Raw genomic sequence first — 15,732 nt, forward strand, 5'->3', positions numbered from 1 at the left:
AGTTTCTTTTTTGATAGCTGGCAGCGCTTGCCTGGCGCTGGCTGGAGGCACTTTTCGTATGCAAAAGGCAGTGCCGGCAGGCGGGGTAGGCGGCACGTTATGATTTCGTCCCTGCCCGCCAGGGCGGCCATTTCCGGGTCACCGCCTCCTTTCGCTCCTTCGTGCGCCTCAGCTCCATCAAGCTTGCCGGCTTCAAGTCCTTTGCCGAACCCACCAACTTCCTGCTGCCGGGCCAGTTGGTGGGTGTGGTCGGGCCCAATGGCTGCGGCAAGTCCAACATCATGGACGCCGTGCGCTGGGTGCTGGGCGAGTCGCGCGCCAGCGAGCTGCGCGGCGAGTCCATGCAGGACGTGATCTTCAACGGCACGACCAGCAGGAAGCCGGCCAGCCGCGCCAGCGTCGAGCTCACTTTCAGCAACGAAGACCACCGCGCCGGCGGGCAGTGGAACCAGTTCGCCGAAATCGCCGTCAAGCGCGTGCTCACGCGCGACGGCACCTCCAGCTACTACATCAACAACCAGCCGGTGCGCCGGCGCGATGTGCAGGATGTCTTCCTGGGCACCGGCCTGGGGCCGCGCGCCTACGCCATCATTGGCCAGGGCACCATCTCGCGCATCATCGAGTCGCGCCCCGAAGACCTGCGCCTGTTTCTGGAAGAGGCTGCCGGCGTGTCCAAGTACAAGGAGCGCCGGCGCGAGACGGGAAACCGCCTGGCGGACACGCGCGAGAACCTGACGCGCGTCGAGGACATCCTGCGCGAGCTGAATGCCAACCTGGACAAGCTCGAACGCCAGGCCGAGGTCGCCGCCCGCTGGCAGCGCCTGCAGGCCGAGGCCACGCTGCGCCAGCAGCAGCTGTGGTTTCTCAAGCGCGCCGACGCGCTGGCCGAGCAATCGCGCGTGCGCAGCGACGGCCTGCAGGCCGTGAACGACCTGGAATCGCGCATGGCCGAGCTGCGCCACGGCGAAGCCGAGCTGGAGGTCATCCGCCAGCAGCACTACGAGGCCGGCGACACGCTGAACCAGGCCCAGGCGCGGCTGTACGAGGCGACTGCCGAGGTGGCGCGCCTGGAGGCCGAGATCCGCTACGTGGTCGAAGGCCGCCAGCGCGTGCAGCTGCGCCTGGAGCAACTGGCGCGGCAGATCGAGGAGTGGGCCGAGCGGCGCGAACAGGCCCAGGCCGAGGCCGAGCAGCTCGAAGGCGAGGATCTGCAGGCCGAGGAGCAGGCCGAGCTGTTGGCCGCGCAGCTCGACGAGCAGGCCCAGGCGCTGCCCGAGCTGGAGGACGCCCTGGCGCGCGCGCGCCAGGCCAGCGAGGCCCAGCGCACCGGCGTGGTGCAGGTGCAGCAGCAGATCCAGGTACTGGCCGCCGAGCAGCGCGCGCTGTCCGAGCAGATGCGCCAGCTCACGGCGCGCAGCGAACGCCTGCGCGCCGAGCGCAATGCCCTGGCCGCACCCGACGAGTTGCGCCTGGTGCACCTGCGCCAGCAGCTCGAACAGGCGCAGGAGCAGGCCGAGATGGAACAGGCGCAACTGGCCGAGCTGCAGGACGCCCTGCCGCAGCTCGACGACGAGCGCCGCACGCGCCAGCAGCAGCTCAACGCCGAGAGCACCCGGCAGGCGCAACTGGCCGCGCGTCTGCAGGCCCTGCAGGCGCTGCAGGACAAGGTCAAGGTCGATGGCCGGCTGCAGCCCTGGCTGGCGTGCCACGGCCTGGACGGTCTGGCCGGCCTGTGGAGCCGCATCCAGATCGAACCCGGCTGGGAGCCGGCGTTGGAGGCAGCGCTGCGCGAACGCCTGTCAGCCCTGCCCGTGGGCCGGCTGGAGAGCGTGCGCGGCTTTGCCGGCGCCGCCGCTGCCGAAGGGCCGCCGACGCGGCTGGCCTTCTACAGCGCCCCACCGCAGCCATTGCAGCCCCCGCAGGCAACCGGGCCAGCCGCACCATCGCGCCTGAGCGAGTTGCTGCAGGTAGCCGATGCCGGCCTGCGCGCCGTGCTGGAGCACTGGCTGCACGGCTGCCGCACCGCACCCACGCTGGACGACGCGCTGGCGCAGCGCGCCGACCTGCCACCGGGCGAGACCCTCTACGTCCCCGCCGGCCATGCCGTGACGGCGCACAGCGTGACCTTCTACGCCCCCGACTCCGAGCAAGCCGGCCTGCTGGCGCGCGCCCAGGAGATCGAGCACCTGCACAAGGAACTGCGCGCCCAAGCGCTGATCGCCGAGGAGGCCGCCAGTGCCCTGGCGCGCGCCGAGGCCGCCCACACCGATGCCGCGCAGCGCCTGACAACGTCCCGGCGCGAGGCCAGCGACAGCCAGGCGCGCACGCACGAGCTGCAGGTGCAGGTGCTGCGCCTGTCCCAGGCCGTCGAGCAGTCGCGCGCACGCAGCGAGCAGCTGGGCGCCGACCTGGCCGAGGCCGACGAGCAGCTGGCCGAACTGCACGAGCGCGCCGCCAGTGCCGAGGCACGCTTCGAGGAGCTGGACATGCAGCTGGCCGACAGCCAGGAGCGCCATGCCCAGCTGGGCGAGCGTGCGATCGAGGCCGAGCGTCGCGTGAATGAGTGCCGCGAGCAGCAGCGCAGCCTGGAGCGGCGCGCCCAGGAGGCGCAGTTCGCCCAGCGCAGCCTGGCCGCACGCCGTGCCGAGCTGGCGCGCACCATCGACACCGCCAGCACCCAGGCGCGCAGCCTGCACGACGAGCGCCAGCGCGCCCACGACGAGCTGGCCCGCCTGGGCGACGCTGCCGCGCAGGGCGGCCTGCAGCAGGCGTTGGAGCGGCGCAGCACCTGCGAGCGCCTGCTGGGCGAGCAGCGCAGCCACTACGACGGCCTCACGGCACGCCTGCGCGCCAGCGACGAGCAGCGCAGCCAGCACGAGCGCACGCTGGAGCCGCTGCGCCAGCGCATCACCGAGCTGCAGCTCAAAGAGCAGGCCGCCCGCCTGGGCCTGGAGCAGTACGAGACGCTGCTGCAGGACGCGCAGGCCGACCTGGAGCAGCTCGAGCGCTCGATTGCCGAGGGCGGCGTGCGCCTGGCCGGCCTGGCCGGCGAGATCGAGCGGCTGCAGCAGGCCATTGCCGCGCTGGGCGCGGTGAACCTGGCGGCGCTGGAGGAGCTGGCGGCGGCGCGCGAGCGCAAGGGCTTTCTGGACGCGCAGACCCAGGATCTGCAGCTGGCCATGAGCACGCTGGAAGACGCCATCCGCCGGATCGACGCCGAGACGCGCACCTTGCTGTCGGGCACCTTCGAGACCGTCAACGGGCACTTTGGTCGCATGTTCCCCGAGCTGTTCGGCGGCGGCCAGGCGCGCCTCATCATGACCGGCGACGAAATCCTGGACTGCGGCGTGCAGGTCATGGCCCAGCCGCCGGGCAAGAAGAACCAGACCATCCACCTGCTGTCGGGCGGGGAGAAGGCGCTTACGGCGATTGCCCTGGTGTTCGCCATCTTCCAGCTCAACCCGGCGCCGTTCTGTCTGCTGGACGAAGTGGATGCTCCGCTCGATGATGCCAACACCGAGCGCTATGCCCGTCTGGTGGCCAGCATGTCGCATGGCACACAATTCCTGTTCATCAGCCACAACAAGATCGCCATGGAAATGGCTGAACAATTGATCGGTGTGACCATGCAGGAGCAGGGTGTGTCGCGTATCGTTGCCGTTGACATGCAATCCGCCCTGTCCATGGCCGAGGCCTGATGCCAGAACCCATTTTTTGACCATGAGCAATTTCCAACTCGGCCTCATCATTGCCGGCGCGCTCGTGCTGATCATCGTGGTCGCACACAACGCCTGGAACAACCACCGCAATGCGCCCAAGCGCCCGCGCCCGCCAGCCGGCGGAGCTGCGGACGGCGCCGGCGCCCGCCACGAGCCGGCCCTGGAGGGCGCAGCCCTGGCCTCGGGCGAGGGCGTGGACAGCGCCCTGAGCGGCCACGCCATCGACCCGCGCGACGCCCTGGATCTGCCCGCGCCTGCCCCTATGACCGAGCGGCGCGGCGGGCTGGATGTGCTGATTGATGCCATTGCGCCCATCACGCCTGAGCGCGAAGTCGCCGGCGAGGCCGCGCTGGCTGCGCTGCCGCCCACGCGCCGCGCCGGCAGCAAGCCCTTCGCCATTGAGGCGCTGCGCGAGGAAACGCGCCAGTGGGAGGCGCCCCAGGCCGGCCAGCGCTACCGGCACTTCCAGGCCGGGGTGCAGCTGGCCAACCGCACCGGAGCGCTCAACGAGATCGAATTTTCCGAGTTCGTCATGAAGGCCCAGCAGTTCGCCGATGCCATCGGCGCGGCGGCGGACTTCCCGGACATGCTGCACGAGGTGGCGCGCGCGCGCGAACTCGACCAGTTCGCCAGCGAGCACGACGCCCAGCTGACCTTCGTGCTGCGTGCGCGCCAGGCCGCCTGGAGTCCCGGCTACGTCGAGCAGAACGCCGCACGCCAGGGCCTGGTGCCCGGCCCCATCCCCGGGCGCATGGTGCTGCCCGTGGCCGAGCCCGGCCTGCCGCCGCTGCTGGTGCTGGACTACGATGCCCAAGCCGCCATGTCCGACGAGCCCGAGCAGACTGCCTTGCGCGAAGTGGCCCTGAGCCTGGATGTTGCCCAGGTGGCGCGCGCCGAGCAGCCCTTCGCCCGCCTGCGCGAGCTGGCGCAGACGCTGTGCGAGGCCATGGACGGCGTGCTGTGCGACGGCAACGGCGCGCCGCTGCCGGCCATGGCCATGGATCCCATCGCCGCCGATCTGGAGCAGCTCTACGACCAGCTCGACCAGCGTGACCTGTCGGCCGGCTCGGCCCTGGCGCGGCGCCTGTTCAGCTGACCGCAGCAGCCCATCGACATGGCCGAGCAATCCGAGCTTTTTTCGGCTCCAGCGCCCAAGGGACAAGCGCGAGCAGCTACAAAAATCGAAGCACTGCGGGCGCAGCTCAACCGCTGGGCGCATGAGTACTACGTGCAGGACGCGCCCAGCGTGCCGGACGCCGAGTACGACCGCGCCTTCCAGCAGCTGCAGGCCCTGGAGGGTGCCTACCCCGGTCTGGTCACGCCCGACTCGCCCACGCAGCGCGTGATCGGCGCCGTGCTGCCGGGCCTGGCGGTGGTGCGCCACCACGTGCCCATGCTCAGTATCCGCACCGAGACCGACACCGAGGCCAGCGGCGCCCAAACCTTCGACGCCCGCGTGCGCCGCGAGCTCAAGCTGGCCGCCGACGCGCCGCCGGTCGAATACGTCGCCGAACCCAAGTTCGACGGCCTGGCCATGAGCCTGCGCTACGAGGCTGGCCGCCTGGTGCAGGCGGCCACGCGCGGCGACGGCGAAGTGGGTGAGGACGTGACACACAACATCCGCACCATCCGCCAGATTCCGCTGCTGCTGCACGGCGGCGGCGATGACGCCAGCTTGCCCGTGCCGCCGGTGCTGGAAGTGCGCGGCGAGGTCTATATGCGCCGCGCCGATTTCGAGCGCCTGAACGAGCGCCAGCGCGAGCGCGGCGACAAGACCTTCGTCAATCCGCGCAACGCCGCCGCCGGCGCGGTGCGCCAGCTGGACTCGGGCATTGCCGCGCAGCGCCCGCTGTCGTTTTTCGCCTATGGCCTGGGCGAGGTCACGCCGCCCGGGGAGGACGGGCCGGATTTCACCTCCCACCACCAGGTGCTGCAGCAGCTGAAAAAATGGGGTTTTCCGGTCTCAAGCCTTGTCAGTCAAGCGCTGGGAGCTACTGAATTAGTAGCGTATCACCAGCGCATCGGCGCTCTGCGCGACGAGCTGCCCTTTGACATCGACGGCGTGGTCTACAAGGTGGACAGCCTGCAGCTGCAGCGCGAGCTGGGTTTTGTCACGCGCGAGCCGCGCTGGGCGGTGGCGCACAAGTACCCGGCGCAGGAGATGGTCACGCGCGTGGAGGGCATAGACATCCAGGTCGGACGCACCGGCAAGCTCACCCCGGTGGCGCGGCTGGCGCCAGTGTTCGTCGGCGGCGTCACCGTGACCAATGCCACGCTGCACAACCTGTTCGAGCTGCGCAGAAAAGGCGTGCGCGTGGGCGACGAGGTCATCGTGCGCCGTGCTGGCGATGTGATCCCCGAGGTCGTGGGCCGGCTGCCGGCGCCGCGCGGCAGCTATGTGGCGAACTTCCGTATGCCCCGCGAATGCCCGATCTGTGCCAGCCGCGTGCTGCGCGAGCCGGGCGAGGCCGACCATCGCTGCTCGGGCGGCCTTTTCTGCCCGGCGCAGCGCAAGCAGGCGCTCTTGCACTTCGCCCAGCGCCGCGCCATGGACATCGAGGGCCTGGGCGAGAAGCTGGTCGATCAGCTGATCGAGGGCCACATCGTGCGCTCGTTGCCCGATCTGTACCGGCTGGGTCTGGCGACGCTGGCGCAGCTCGATCGCATGGCCGACAAGTCGGCGCAGAACCTGCTGGCGGCGCTGGAAAAATCCCAGCGCACGACGCTGGCGCGCTTTCTGTTCGCCCTGGGCATCCGCCATGTGGGTGAGGCCACGGCCAAGGAGCTGGCGCGGCACTTCGGCCAGCTCGATGCCCTGATGGATGCCGACGTGGACGCCCTCATGCAGGTGCCCGACGTGGGGCCGATCGTCGCCCAGGCGGTACACGACTTCTTTGCCGAACCGCACAACCGCGAGGTGGTCGAGCAGCTGCGCGCCTGCGGCGTGCGCTGGCCCGAGGGCGAGCCGCAGCCGGCGGCGCTGCTGCCGCTGGCCGGCAAGACCGTGGTGCTGACCGGCCAGCTGCCCACCCTGGGCCGCGAGCAGGCCAAGGAAATGCTGGAAGCCGCCGGCGCCCGGGTGGCCGGCTCGGTCAGTGGCAAGACCAGCTATGTGGTGGCCGGCGCCGAGGCCGGCAGCAAGCTCGAGCGCGCCCGCGCCCTGGGCGTGCCGGTGCTCGACGAGGACGGCCTGCACGCCCTGCTGCAGGGCGGCGCGGCCTGAACCGGCCTCACCCGCGCGCCACGGCCTCGGGTGGCAGCGCCAGGTCGATGCAGTGCATTCCCAGCCGGCCTGCGCGCCGGTCGGCAAAGAAGCGCTCCAGCGTCACGCGCACGGTGCGAAAGGCGATCTCGTCCCAGGGGATCTCGTGCTCGGCAAACAGCCGCGCTTCGATGGTCTCGTGCCCGGGGTGGAATTGCTCGCTCAGCAGCGTGGCCAAGTAGAACAGGTGTACCTGGCCGACGTGCGGCACGTTGACCAGCGAAAACAGCGGCCCCAGGGTGATCTGCGCGCCGGCTTCCTCGTCGGTCTCGCGTGCCGCGCCCTGGGCGGTGGTCTCCTGAAGCTCCATGAAGCCGGCGGGTAGCGTCCACTTGCCCCAGCGCGGCTCGATGTTGCGCTTGCACAGCAGCACGCGCTCGCCCAGCACTGGGATGGTGCCGACCACGTTGAGCGGGTTTTCGTAATGGATAGTCTGGCAGGCTGGGCAGATGGCGCGCTGGCGCGTGTCGCCATCGTCGGGCAGGCGATAGGCCACGGCGGCGCCGCACTCGCGGCAGTGGCGGATGGGGCGGCGACCGAACGTCATGCCACGGCCAGCCGCAGGGTGCCCAGGCCGTCGATGCCGCCCTCCAGCACGTCGCCATGCCGCACGGCGCCGACCCCTTCGGGCGTGCCGGTGAAGATCAGGTCCCCAGGGCGCAGCGTCCAGGCGGCGGACAGGTGGGCCACGACCTCGGCCACGCTCCAGATCATCCGGTCGATGCGGCTGGCCTGGCGCTGCTGGCCGTTGACCTCCAGCCAGATGGCGGCGTGCTGCACGTCGCCGGCCTGCGCCGCCGGGGTGATGGCGCTGATGGGCGCGCTGGCGTCAAAGCCCTTGGCGATGCACCAGGGACGGCCCTGTTTCTTCATGTCCGCCTGCAGGTCGCGCCGCGTCATGTCCAGCCCGATGGCGTAGCCCCAGACGTGGGCCAGCGCGTCGGCAGCGGCGATGTTGCTGCCGCCCTGGCCGATGGCTGCCACCAGCTCGATCTCGTGGTGCAGGTCGGCGGTCAGCGTGGGGTAGGGCAGGCGGCCCGTCTCGCCGGCAGTCACCGGCACGACGGCATCCGCCGGCTTCATGAAAAAAAACGGCGGCTCGCGCCCGGAAAAGCCCATTTCGCGGGCGTGCTCGGCGTAGTTGCGGCCCACGCAGAAGATCCGGTGTACCGGAAACAGGGCGTCGCTGCCCGCAACGGGCACGCAGGCCGGGGCGGCAGGGGGGAAGACATGGCGCATGATGCGGGCTCGTTGAACGACAGATGGCAAGCGCCGCAGTGTGCCATGCAGCACCTGCAGGCCCCGACACGATGGCTACACCCTCTCTCTTGCATGACTGGCTCATCCCCGACTGGCCGGCGCCGGCGCAGGTGCGCGCCATGTGTACCACGCGCAATGGCGGCGTCAGCGCCGCGCCCCACGACAGCCTGAACCTGGGGCTGGGCACGCAGGATGCGCCGCAGGCCGTGGCCGCCAACTGGCAGCGCTTGCAGGCTGCCCTGCAGGCCATGCAGCCGGACGGCCAGCCGGTGCATCCGGTGCGCCTGCGCCAGATCCACGGCACCGCAGTGCTGCCCATCGAACGCGCCACGCCCGACCAGCAGGCTGCCGACGCCAGCACTACCAGCGCGGCCGGCGTGGCCTGCGTGGTCATGGCCGCCGACTGCCTGCCGGTGTTGCTGACCAACCGTGCCGGCACCCGGGTGGCTGCCGCCCATGCCGGCTGGCGCGGGCTGGCGGGTGGGGTACTGGAGAATGTTTTGCAGTCTTTTCTGGCTCAAACCATTGCTGGGAAAGCGATGACAGCTATTGAAAGCGAAGCAAAAAATGCCGGGAATGCAGAAACTGTCATGGCCTGGATCGGCCCGGGCATAGGCGCCCAGGCCTTTGAAGTCGGCCCCGAGGTGCGCGCTGCCTTCGTGGCGCACGATCCGGCTGCGGCGCAACACTTCCAGGCGCGCCCCGGCAAGGCGAGCTGCGGCGGGGACAAGTACCTGGCCGACCTGGCCGCCCTGGCCCGCCAGCGCCTGCGCGCTGCCGGCGTGACCAGCATCCATGGCAACGACAGTTCAAAGGCCTGGTGTACGGTGGCCAATGCCTCAAGGTTTTTTTCGTACCGGCGCGACCACCGCGTCCTGGGCGGCAGCGGGCGCATGGCGGCCCTCATCTGGCGGTGCGGCTGATGCGGGCACTGATGCGGGCGCCGGGGCGGCCTGTTGCAACTCCCGCTGCTGGCGCACACGCAGGCGCCGCTTGCGCGCCGGCGTGCCGAGGATGTACAGGAGGATGGACAGCGGCAGCAGCCCGTACAGGACAAAGGTGATGACGGCGCCCAGCACCGTGCCGTTGTCCGCGCCGGCTTCGGCGACGGCCATCATCAGGGTGACGTAAAGCCAGGCAATGGCAACCAGATACATGATGCAAGTCAAGAAAAAATCCCCAATGGGGGACGCAGGTAAGGCTGGCGTATTTTTGTGTCAGGATACTGTGGCCAGTTACAAGAGCATGAAGGCGTGCTTAAAGCCGCTGGCGCCCGGACTTGAGCACCAGCGGGACACATTGTTGAACTATCGGTTGAAGGAGGCAGCATGAACACGGATGCAGGCTGGACACAGGCCACCCAGCAATGGCAAAACCTGATGAACGAGAGTTGGGGCAAGATGCTGGGTGCATTGCAGCCTGGCGGGGCCGGCGCACTGCCGGCGGGCTTGCCGGCACAGGCGCCGATTGGCTTCGACCCGGACAGGCTGGCCCAGCTGCGCGAGCAATACCTGTCGGGTGTGCAGGCGCTGTGGGCGCAGGGCACGGCAGCGATGGACAGTGGCGACAAGCGCTTTGCCGGCGAGAGCTGGGCGCACAACCCGCTGGCGGCCTACGCGGCGGCGGCCTACCAGTTGCAGGCGCGCATCATGACCGGCCTGGCCGATGCCGTGCAGGCCGATGACAAGACGCGCGCACGCGTCCGCTTCTCGGTTGACCAGTGGCTGGCGGCCACGGCGCCGAGCAACTTTCTGGCACTCAACCCGGAAGCGCAGAAAAAAGCCCTGGAAACCAAGGGCGAGAGCATTGCCAAGGGCGTGGCCAACCTGCTGCACGACATGCGCCAGGGGCAGATTTCCATGACCGACACCGAGGGCTTCGAGGTCGGGCGCAACGTCGCCACCACCGAGGGCGCGGTGGTCTTCGAAAACGAGCTGTTCCAGCTCATCGAGTACAAGCCGCTGACGGCCAAGGTACACGAGCGCCCCTTCCTGATGGTGCCGCCGTGCATCAACAAGTACTACATCCTGGACTTGCAGCCGGCCAATTCGCTGATCCGCTATGCCGTCGCGCAGGGCCAGCGCACCTTCGTGGTGAGCTGGCGCAACCCCGACGAGTCGCAGGCGGGCAAGACCTGGGACGACTACATCGAGCACGCCGTACTCAAGGCGATAGAGGTCACGCGCGAGATCGGCGGCGCCGAGCAGATCAACGCCCTGGGCTTCTGCGTCGGCGGCACCATGCTGGCCAACGCTCTGGCCGTGCTGGCAGCGCGCGGCGAGGAGCCGGTGGCCAGCGCCACCTTCCTGACCGCGCTGCTGGACTTCACCGATACCGGCATCCTGGATGTCTTCATCGACGAGAACTTCGTGCGCCTGCGCGAGATGCAGATGGGGCGCGGCGGGCTGATGAAGGGCCAGGACATGGCCAGCACCTTCAGCTTCCTGCGGCCCAACGACCTGGTGTGGAACTACGTTGTGGGCAACTACCTCAAGGGCGAGACGCCGCCGGCCTTCGACCTGCTGTACTGGAACGGCGACTCGACCAACCTGCCCGGGCCGTTCTACGCCTGGTATCTGCGCAACTTCTACCTGGAAAACAAGCTGGTGCAGCCCGGCGCGCTCACCGTCTGCGGCGAGCAGCTGGACTTGAACCAGGTCACGCTGCCGGTCTATATCTACGGCTCGCGCGAGGATCACATCGTGCCCATCGGCGCGGCCTACGCTTCCACCCAGGTGCTGCCGGGCGACAAGCGCTTTGTCATGGGCGCGTCCGGGCACATCGCTGGCGTCATCAACCCGCCGGCCGCCGGCAAGCGCAGCCACTGGCTGCGCGAGGACGGCGAATTCCCGGCCACGCTGGATGAATGGCTCGAAGGCGCCACGCAGGTACCCGGCAGTTGGTGGGAGGACTGGGCCGAATGGCTCAAGAGCCATGCCGGCAAGCAGATCGCTGCGCCCAAGACTTATGGCCGGGGCAAGGCCTACAAGGCCATCGAGCCGGCGCCGGGGCGCTACGTCAAGCAAAAGGCCTGACCCTTTCCCTTCAGCAACCAACCAAAGACAACAGAAAGACCGACATGGAACAGGACATCGTCATCGTCTCCGCCGTGCGCACGCCCGTGGGCAAATTCGGCGGCGCCTTCGCCAAGCTGCCGGCCACGCAGCTGGGCGCCACCGTCATCAAGGAAGCGCTGGCGCGCGCCAAGGTGGCACCCGACCAAGTGGGCGAGGTCATCATGGGCCAGGTGCTGACGGCGGGCTGCGGCCAGAACCCGGCGCGCCAGGCCATGATGGCTGCCGGAGTAGCCAAGGAGACACCGGCACTCACCATCAACGCCGTGTGCGGCTCGGGCCTCAAGGCCGTCATGCTGGCCGCCCAGGCCGTGGCCACGGGCGACAGCGAGATCGTCGTCGCCGGCGGCCAGGAAAACATGAGCCTGTCGCCCCACGTCCTCAACGGCTCGCGCGACGGCCAGCGCATGGGCGACTGGAAGCTTGCGGACACCATGATCGTCGATGGCCTGTGGGATGTGTACCACCAATACCACATGGGCATCACCGCCGAGAACGTCGCCAAAGAGCACGGCATCACGCGCGAGATGCAGGACGCGCTGGCGCTGGCCAGCCAGCAAAAGGCCGCTGCTGCGCAGGACGCGGGCCGCTTCAAGGACGAGATCGTCCCGGTGCAGATTCCGCAGAGAAAGGGCGAGCCGATCACCGTCGATCAGGATGAGTACCTGAACCGCAAGTCCAATGCCGACGCCCTGGCCGGCCTGCGCCCGGCCTTCGACAAGGCCGGCACGGTGACGGCAGGCAATGCCTCGGGCATCAACGATGGCGCTGCCGCCGTGGTGGTCATGAGCGCTGCCAAGGCCCGCGAACTGGGCCTGACGCCGCTGGCGCACATCCGCGCCTACGCCACCTCGGGCCTGGATCCGGCCACCATGGGCATGGGGCCGGTGCCGGCGTCGCGCAAGGCGCTGGAGCGCGCCGGCTGGAAGGCCGAGGAGGTCGATCTGTTCGAGCTCAACGAGGCCTTCGCTGCCCAGGCCTGCGCCGTCAACAAGGAGCTGGGTATCGACCCGGCCCGGGTCAACGTCAACGGCGGGGCGATTGCCATCGGCCACCCCATTGGCGCCTCGGGCTGCCGCGTGCTGGTCACGCTCTTGCACGAGATGCAGCGCCGCGACGCCAAAAAGGGCCTGGTAGCCCTGTGCATCGGCGGCGGCATGGGCGTGGCCCTGGCGGTGGAGCGCTGAATCAGTATTTACCTGAGCAAGAATTGCTCACAACCCTGGTTAGAGTGACCAGGTTCATCAGCAAAAAAGGAGAAGGAAAATGAGCCAGAAAGTAGCATACGTCACCGGCGGCATGGGAGGCATCGGCACCGCCATCTGCCAGCGCCTGCACAAGGAGGGCTTCAAGGTCATCGCCGGCTGCGGCCCCACGCGGGATTACCAGAAGTGGCTGGATGAGCAAAAGGCACTGGGCTACACGTTCTACGCTTCGGCGGGCAACGTGGGCGATTGGGACTCCACCGTGGCCGCGTTTGAAAAAGCCAAGGCCGAGCACGGCAGCATCGACGTGCTGGTCAACAACGCCGGCATCACGCGCGACCGCATGTTCATCAAGATGACGCGCGAGGACTGGGATGCGGTGATCGAAACCAACCTGAACTCCATGTTCAACGTGACCAAGCAGGTCGTGGCCGACATGGTGGAAAAGGGCTGGGGCCGCATCATCAACATCTCCAGCGTGAACGGCGAGAAGGGCCAGGCCGGACAGACCAACTACTCGGCTGCCAAGGCCGGGATGCACGGCTTCACCATGGCGCTGGCGCAGGAGATGGCCACCAAGGGCGTCACCGTGAACACTGTGGCACCGGGCTACATCGGCACCGACATGGTGAAGGCCATCCGTCCGGACGTGCTGGAAAAAATCGTCGCCACCGTCCCGGTCAAGCGCCTGGGCGAGCCCAGCGAGATCGCCTCCATCATCGCCTGGCTGGCCAGCGATGAGGGCGGCTACACCACCGGCGCCGAGTTCTCGGTCAACGGCGGCCTGCACATGAATTGAAGCCGGCCTTGTACGCAACAAAAAACCCGCGAAAGCGGGTTTTTTGATGGGGCGGCTTGGCGGGAAAAAGGAGCGCCGGCTGTCGGCTCTGGTTCGGGCGGGCAGGGCGCTGGCGGCCCGCGCCGGCGGCGCTCACACGCGGGCCGGTGCGCGTTTGCGGTCGCGTTCGTCTTCGGGCCAGGCGGACAGGATGGTGGTGCTCATGTGGGATCTCCTAAGATGACAGGAACAACGCACCCGGGTTGAACCGCGTTGACACAGCGGGAAAAATAATTTCCATCCCCTGCAACGCTTTGCTAATTTTCAAAATTGATAGCTGTCAGCGCTTGCCAGTATTGGGCTGCAGCGGTATTTCACACTTCAATTGCCGCCCCTGCCTCCAGCGCTTCCAGGGCCTCGCCCAGCTCCAGCCAGCGCTCTTCGAGCTGCTCGATCTCGTCGCCGCAGGCCTTGAGGCGCCGGCCGCAATCGGCAATCTCGGCAGGCGGCAGCGATGTGGCCAGGCGCTCCTGCAGCTCGGCCTTTTCCGCCGACAGTGCTGCCAGCCGGCTGTCCACCTGGGCCAGCTCGCGGCGCAGCGGACGGGTTTTTTCTGCCAATTGCTGGCGCGCCTGGGCGCTGGCCTTGCGCTGCTCGCGCGAGTTGACCGGCGTCGGGCGCTCGGCAGCGTGCGCTGTGCTGGCGGCGTCCGCCGCCACCCGGGCCGCCTCGCGCAGGCGGCGCGCTTCTTCCAGCAAATAGCGCTGGTACTCGTCCAGATCGCCATCGAAGGGGCTGACCTGGCCGCGCCCGACCAGCCAGAAATCCTCGCAGACCGAACGCAGCAGCGCCCGGTCGTGGCTGACCAGCATGACAGTGCCGTCGAAATCCTGCAGCGCCATGGCCAAGGCTTCGCGTGTGGCCAGATCCAGGTGGTTGGTCGGCTCGTCGAGCAGCAGCAGGTTGGGCCGCTGCCAGACGATCATGGCCAGCACCAGGCGGGCTTTTTCGCCGCCGCTCATGCTGCCCACGGCCTGCGCCACCATGTCGCCGCTGAAGTTGAAGCTGCCCAGGAAGTTGCGCAACTCCTGCTCGCGGCTACTGGCGGCGTCCGCCCCCAACTCGCGCGCCAGGCGCACCATGTGCTCCAGCGGGTTGTCCTGCGGGCGCAGCACGTCCAGTTCCTGTTGGGCGAAATAGCCGATGGTGAGTCCCTTGCCCTCGGTCACCTTGCCCGTCAGCGGGGCCATTTCGCGGGCGATGGTCTTGACGAGCGTGGACTTGCCCTGGCCGTTGGCGCCCAGGATGCCGATACGCTGGCCGGCCAGCACCGAGCGGTTCACGCCGCGCAGGATGGTGGTTTGCGTGCCGTCCTCATGGATATAGCCGAAGGAGGCATCGCTGATGGCCAGCATGGGATTGGGCAGGTTGGCCGGCTCACGAAAGGTGAAGGTGAAATCGGCGCTGGCCAGCACCGGCGCGAGGCGCTCCATGCGCTCGATCTGCTTGACGCGGCTTTGCGCCTGCTTTGCCTTGGTGGCCTTGGCCTTGAAGCGGTCGATGAAGCTTTGCAGGTGGGCGATCTTTTCCTGCTGGCGCTCATACGCCGCCTGCTGCAGCACTAGCTGCTGGGCGCGCAGCTCCTCGAAGCGGCTGTAGTTGCCGCCATAACGCGTGAGCTGGGCATTTTCGATGTGCAGGGTGACGTCCGTGACGGCATCCAGGAACTCGCGGTCGTGGCTGATGACGATCAGCGTGCCGCCGTAGCGCTTGAGCCAGGCCTCCAGCCAGACCAGGGCGTCCAAATCCAGGTGGTTGGTCGGCTCGTCGAGCAGCAGCAGGTCGGACGGAGCCATCAGCGCGCGTGCCAGCTGCAGCCTCATGCGCCAGCCACCGGAAAAACTGTTGACCGGCTGCTCAAGCTGCGCCGGCTGAAAACCCAGACCCAGGATCAGCGTCTGTGCGCGCGCCAGCGCGTCGTGCGCGCCAGCATCCTGCAGGTCGGCGTGCAACTGGGCGATGGCCATGCCGTCGCCACTGGCCTCGGCTGCGACCAGACGCCCCTGCAACTCGCCCAACCGCGCGTCACCGGCCAGCACGAAGGCACTGGCGCTTTCGCTGGTTTCGGGCATCTCCTGCGCCACCTGGGCCATGCGCCACTGGGGCGGGATGGAAAAATCGCCACCATCCTCGTGCAGATGGCCGGCCAGCAGGGCGAACAGCGAGGACTTGCCGGCGCCGTTGCGTCCGACCAGACCGATTTTTTCACCGGGGTTGAGGGTCGCGGAAACGCTGTCGAGCAGCACGCGGCTACCGCGACGCAAGGTGACTTGGCGTAGGGAGATCATGTTTCAATCCGCGCCCCTTCGGGACGAACTGGGGACAGGGGGGCTGTTCCGAACAAATGCAGTCCCCCTGGCGAGGGGGGAGCGAA

The 15,732-nt window shown here is 68.5% G+C and carries 11 protein-coding genes; 7 read left to right on the plus strand and 4 right to left on the minus strand.

The features are described 5' to 3' along the window. Nucleotides 1–161: 161 nt before the first annotated feature. Genes smc through ligA form a run of 3 tightly spaced genes read left to right on the plus strand, consistent with a single transcriptional unit; the run spans nt 162 to nt 6,942 of the window. Nucleotides 162–3,698, plus strand: a complete 3,537-nt coding sequence (gene smc, locus IDM45_RS04820; protein ID WP_209421857.1) for a chromosome segregation protein SMC — start codon at nt 162–164, stop codon at nt 3,696–3,698. A gap of 22 nt (nt 3,699–3,720) precedes the next feature. Continuing rightward, complete coding sequence (locus tag IDM45_RS04825) at nt 3,721–4,815, plus strand: cell division protein FtsZ (RefSeq protein WP_209421858.1); 1,095 nt, start codon at nt 3,721–3,723, stop codon at nt 4,813–4,815. A gap of 18 nt (nt 4,816–4,833) precedes the next feature. Next, nucleotides 4,834–6,942, plus strand: coding sequence for an NAD-dependent DNA ligase LigA (gene ligA / locus IDM45_RS04830; RefSeq protein ID WP_209421859.1), 2,109 nt, complete (start codon nt 4,834–4,836; stop codon nt 6,940–6,942). Nucleotides 6,943–6,949: 7 nt separating this feature from the next. Here ligA and IDM45_RS04835 read toward each other — a convergent pair whose 3' ends face one another. Together IDM45_RS04835 and IDM45_RS04840 are read right to left on the minus strand one after the other, a co-directional pair. Continuing rightward, a complete protein-coding gene (locus IDM45_RS04835; RefSeq protein ID WP_209421860.1) occupies nt 6,950–7,528 on the minus strand; it encodes an NUDIX hydrolase in 579 nt (192 codons plus the stop codon). After that, nucleotides 7,525–8,220 carry a fumarylacetoacetate hydrolase family protein gene (locus tag IDM45_RS04840; protein ID WP_209421861.1) on the minus strand — a complete coding sequence of 232 codons (696 nt, stop codon included), beginning with the start codon at nt 8,218–8,220 and terminating at the stop codon, nt 7,525–7,527. The genes IDM45_RS04835 and IDM45_RS04840 overlap by 4 nt, the downstream gene beginning before the upstream one ends. A gap of 71 nt (nt 8,221–8,291) precedes the next feature. On the opposite strand from IDM45_RS04840, the gene pgeF reads away from it, so the two are divergent. Beyond that, nucleotides 8,292–9,164 carry a peptidoglycan editing factor PgeF gene (pgeF, locus tag IDM45_RS04845; protein ID WP_209421862.1) on the plus strand — a complete coding sequence of 291 codons (873 nt, stop codon included), beginning with the start codon at nt 8,292–8,294 and terminating at the stop codon, nt 9,162–9,164. On the opposite strand, the gene IDM45_RS04850 is transcribed toward pgeF, so the two are convergent. Then, nucleotides 9,081–9,398 carry a hypothetical protein gene (locus IDM45_RS04850; protein WP_209421863.1) on the minus strand — a complete coding sequence of 106 codons (318 nt, stop codon included), beginning with the start codon at nt 9,396–9,398 and terminating at the stop codon, nt 9,081–9,083. The two genes, pgeF and IDM45_RS04850, sit on opposite strands and share 84 nt — an antisense overlap. Nucleotides 9,399–9,569: 171 nt before the next feature. Between IDM45_RS04850 and IDM45_RS04855 the strand changes: the two genes are divergently transcribed. The 3 genes from IDM45_RS04855 (at nt 9,570) to phbB (ending at nt 13,319) form a co-directional block, all read left to right on the plus strand. Then, a complete protein-coding gene (locus IDM45_RS04855; protein ID WP_209421864.1) occupies nt 9,570–11,276 on the plus strand; it encodes a PHA/PHB synthase family protein in 1,707 nt (568 codons plus the stop codon). Between the two features lie 44 nt (nt 11,277–11,320). Next, entirely contained in the window at nt 11,321–12,502 is a 1,182-nt protein-coding gene (locus tag IDM45_RS04860; protein ID WP_209421865.1) for an acetyl-CoA C-acetyltransferase, read from the plus strand. A 79-nt stretch (nt 12,503–12,581) separates the two neighbouring features. Beyond that, a complete protein-coding gene (gene phbB / locus IDM45_RS04865; RefSeq protein ID WP_209421866.1) occupies nt 12,582–13,319 on the plus strand; it encodes an acetoacetyl-CoA reductase in 738 nt (245 codons plus the stop codon). Between the two features lie 353 nt (nt 13,320–13,672). On the opposite strand, the gene IDM45_RS04870 is transcribed toward phbB, so the two are convergent. Then, on the minus strand, nt 13,673–15,646 hold the full coding sequence (locus IDM45_RS04870; RefSeq protein WP_209421867.1) for an ABC-F family ATP-binding cassette domain-containing protein: 1,974 nt from the start codon (nt 15,644–15,646) through the stop codon (nt 13,673–13,675). Nucleotides 15,647–15,732: the final 86 nt, after the last annotated feature.

Source organism: Melaminivora jejuensis, assembly GCF_017811175.1.
Classification (GTDB): Bacteria; Pseudomonadota; Gammaproteobacteria; order Burkholderiales; family Burkholderiaceae_C; genus Melaminivora; species Melaminivora jejuensis.

Excerpts from the sequence above, each read along its gene's own strand:
- IDM45_RS04860 (WP_209421865.1), top strand. The coding sequence starts at position 11,321 with ATGGAACAGGACATCGTCATCGTCTCCGCCGTGCGCACGCCCGTGGGC.
- phbB (WP_209421866.1), top strand. The coding sequence starts at position 12,582 with ATGAGCCAGAAAGTAGCATACGTCACCGGCGGCATGGGAGGCATCGGC.
- IDM45_RS04840 (WP_209421861.1), bottom strand. The coding sequence starts at position 8,220 with ATGCGCCATGTCTTCCCCCCTGCCGCCCCGGCCTGCGTGCCCGTTGCG.
- IDM45_RS04855 (WP_209421864.1), top strand. The coding sequence starts at position 9,570 with ATGAACACGGATGCAGGCTGGACACAGGCCACCCAGCAATGGCAAAAC.
- ligA (WP_209421859.1), top strand. The coding sequence starts at position 4,834 with ATGGCCGAGCAATCCGAGCTTTTTTCGGCTCCAGCGCCCAAGGGACAA.
- IDM45_RS04850 (WP_209421863.1), bottom strand. The coding sequence starts at position 9,398 with ATGTATCTGGTTGCCATTGCCTGGCTTTACGTCACCCTGATGATGGCC.
- IDM45_RS04825 (WP_209421858.1), top strand. The coding sequence starts at position 3,721 with ATGAGCAATTTCCAACTCGGCCTCATCATTGCCGGCGCGCTCGTGCTG.
- IDM45_RS04835 (WP_209421860.1), bottom strand. The coding sequence starts at position 7,528 with ATGACGTTCGGTCGCCGCCCCATCCGCCACTGCCGCGAGTGCGGCGCC.
- IDM45_RS04870 (WP_209421867.1), bottom strand. The coding sequence starts at position 15,646 with ATGATCTCCCTACGCCAAGTCACCTTGCGTCGCGGTAGCCGCGTGCTG.
- pgeF (WP_209421862.1), top strand. The coding sequence starts at position 8,292 with ATGGCTACACCCTCTCTCTTGCATGACTGGCTCATCCCCGACTGGCCG.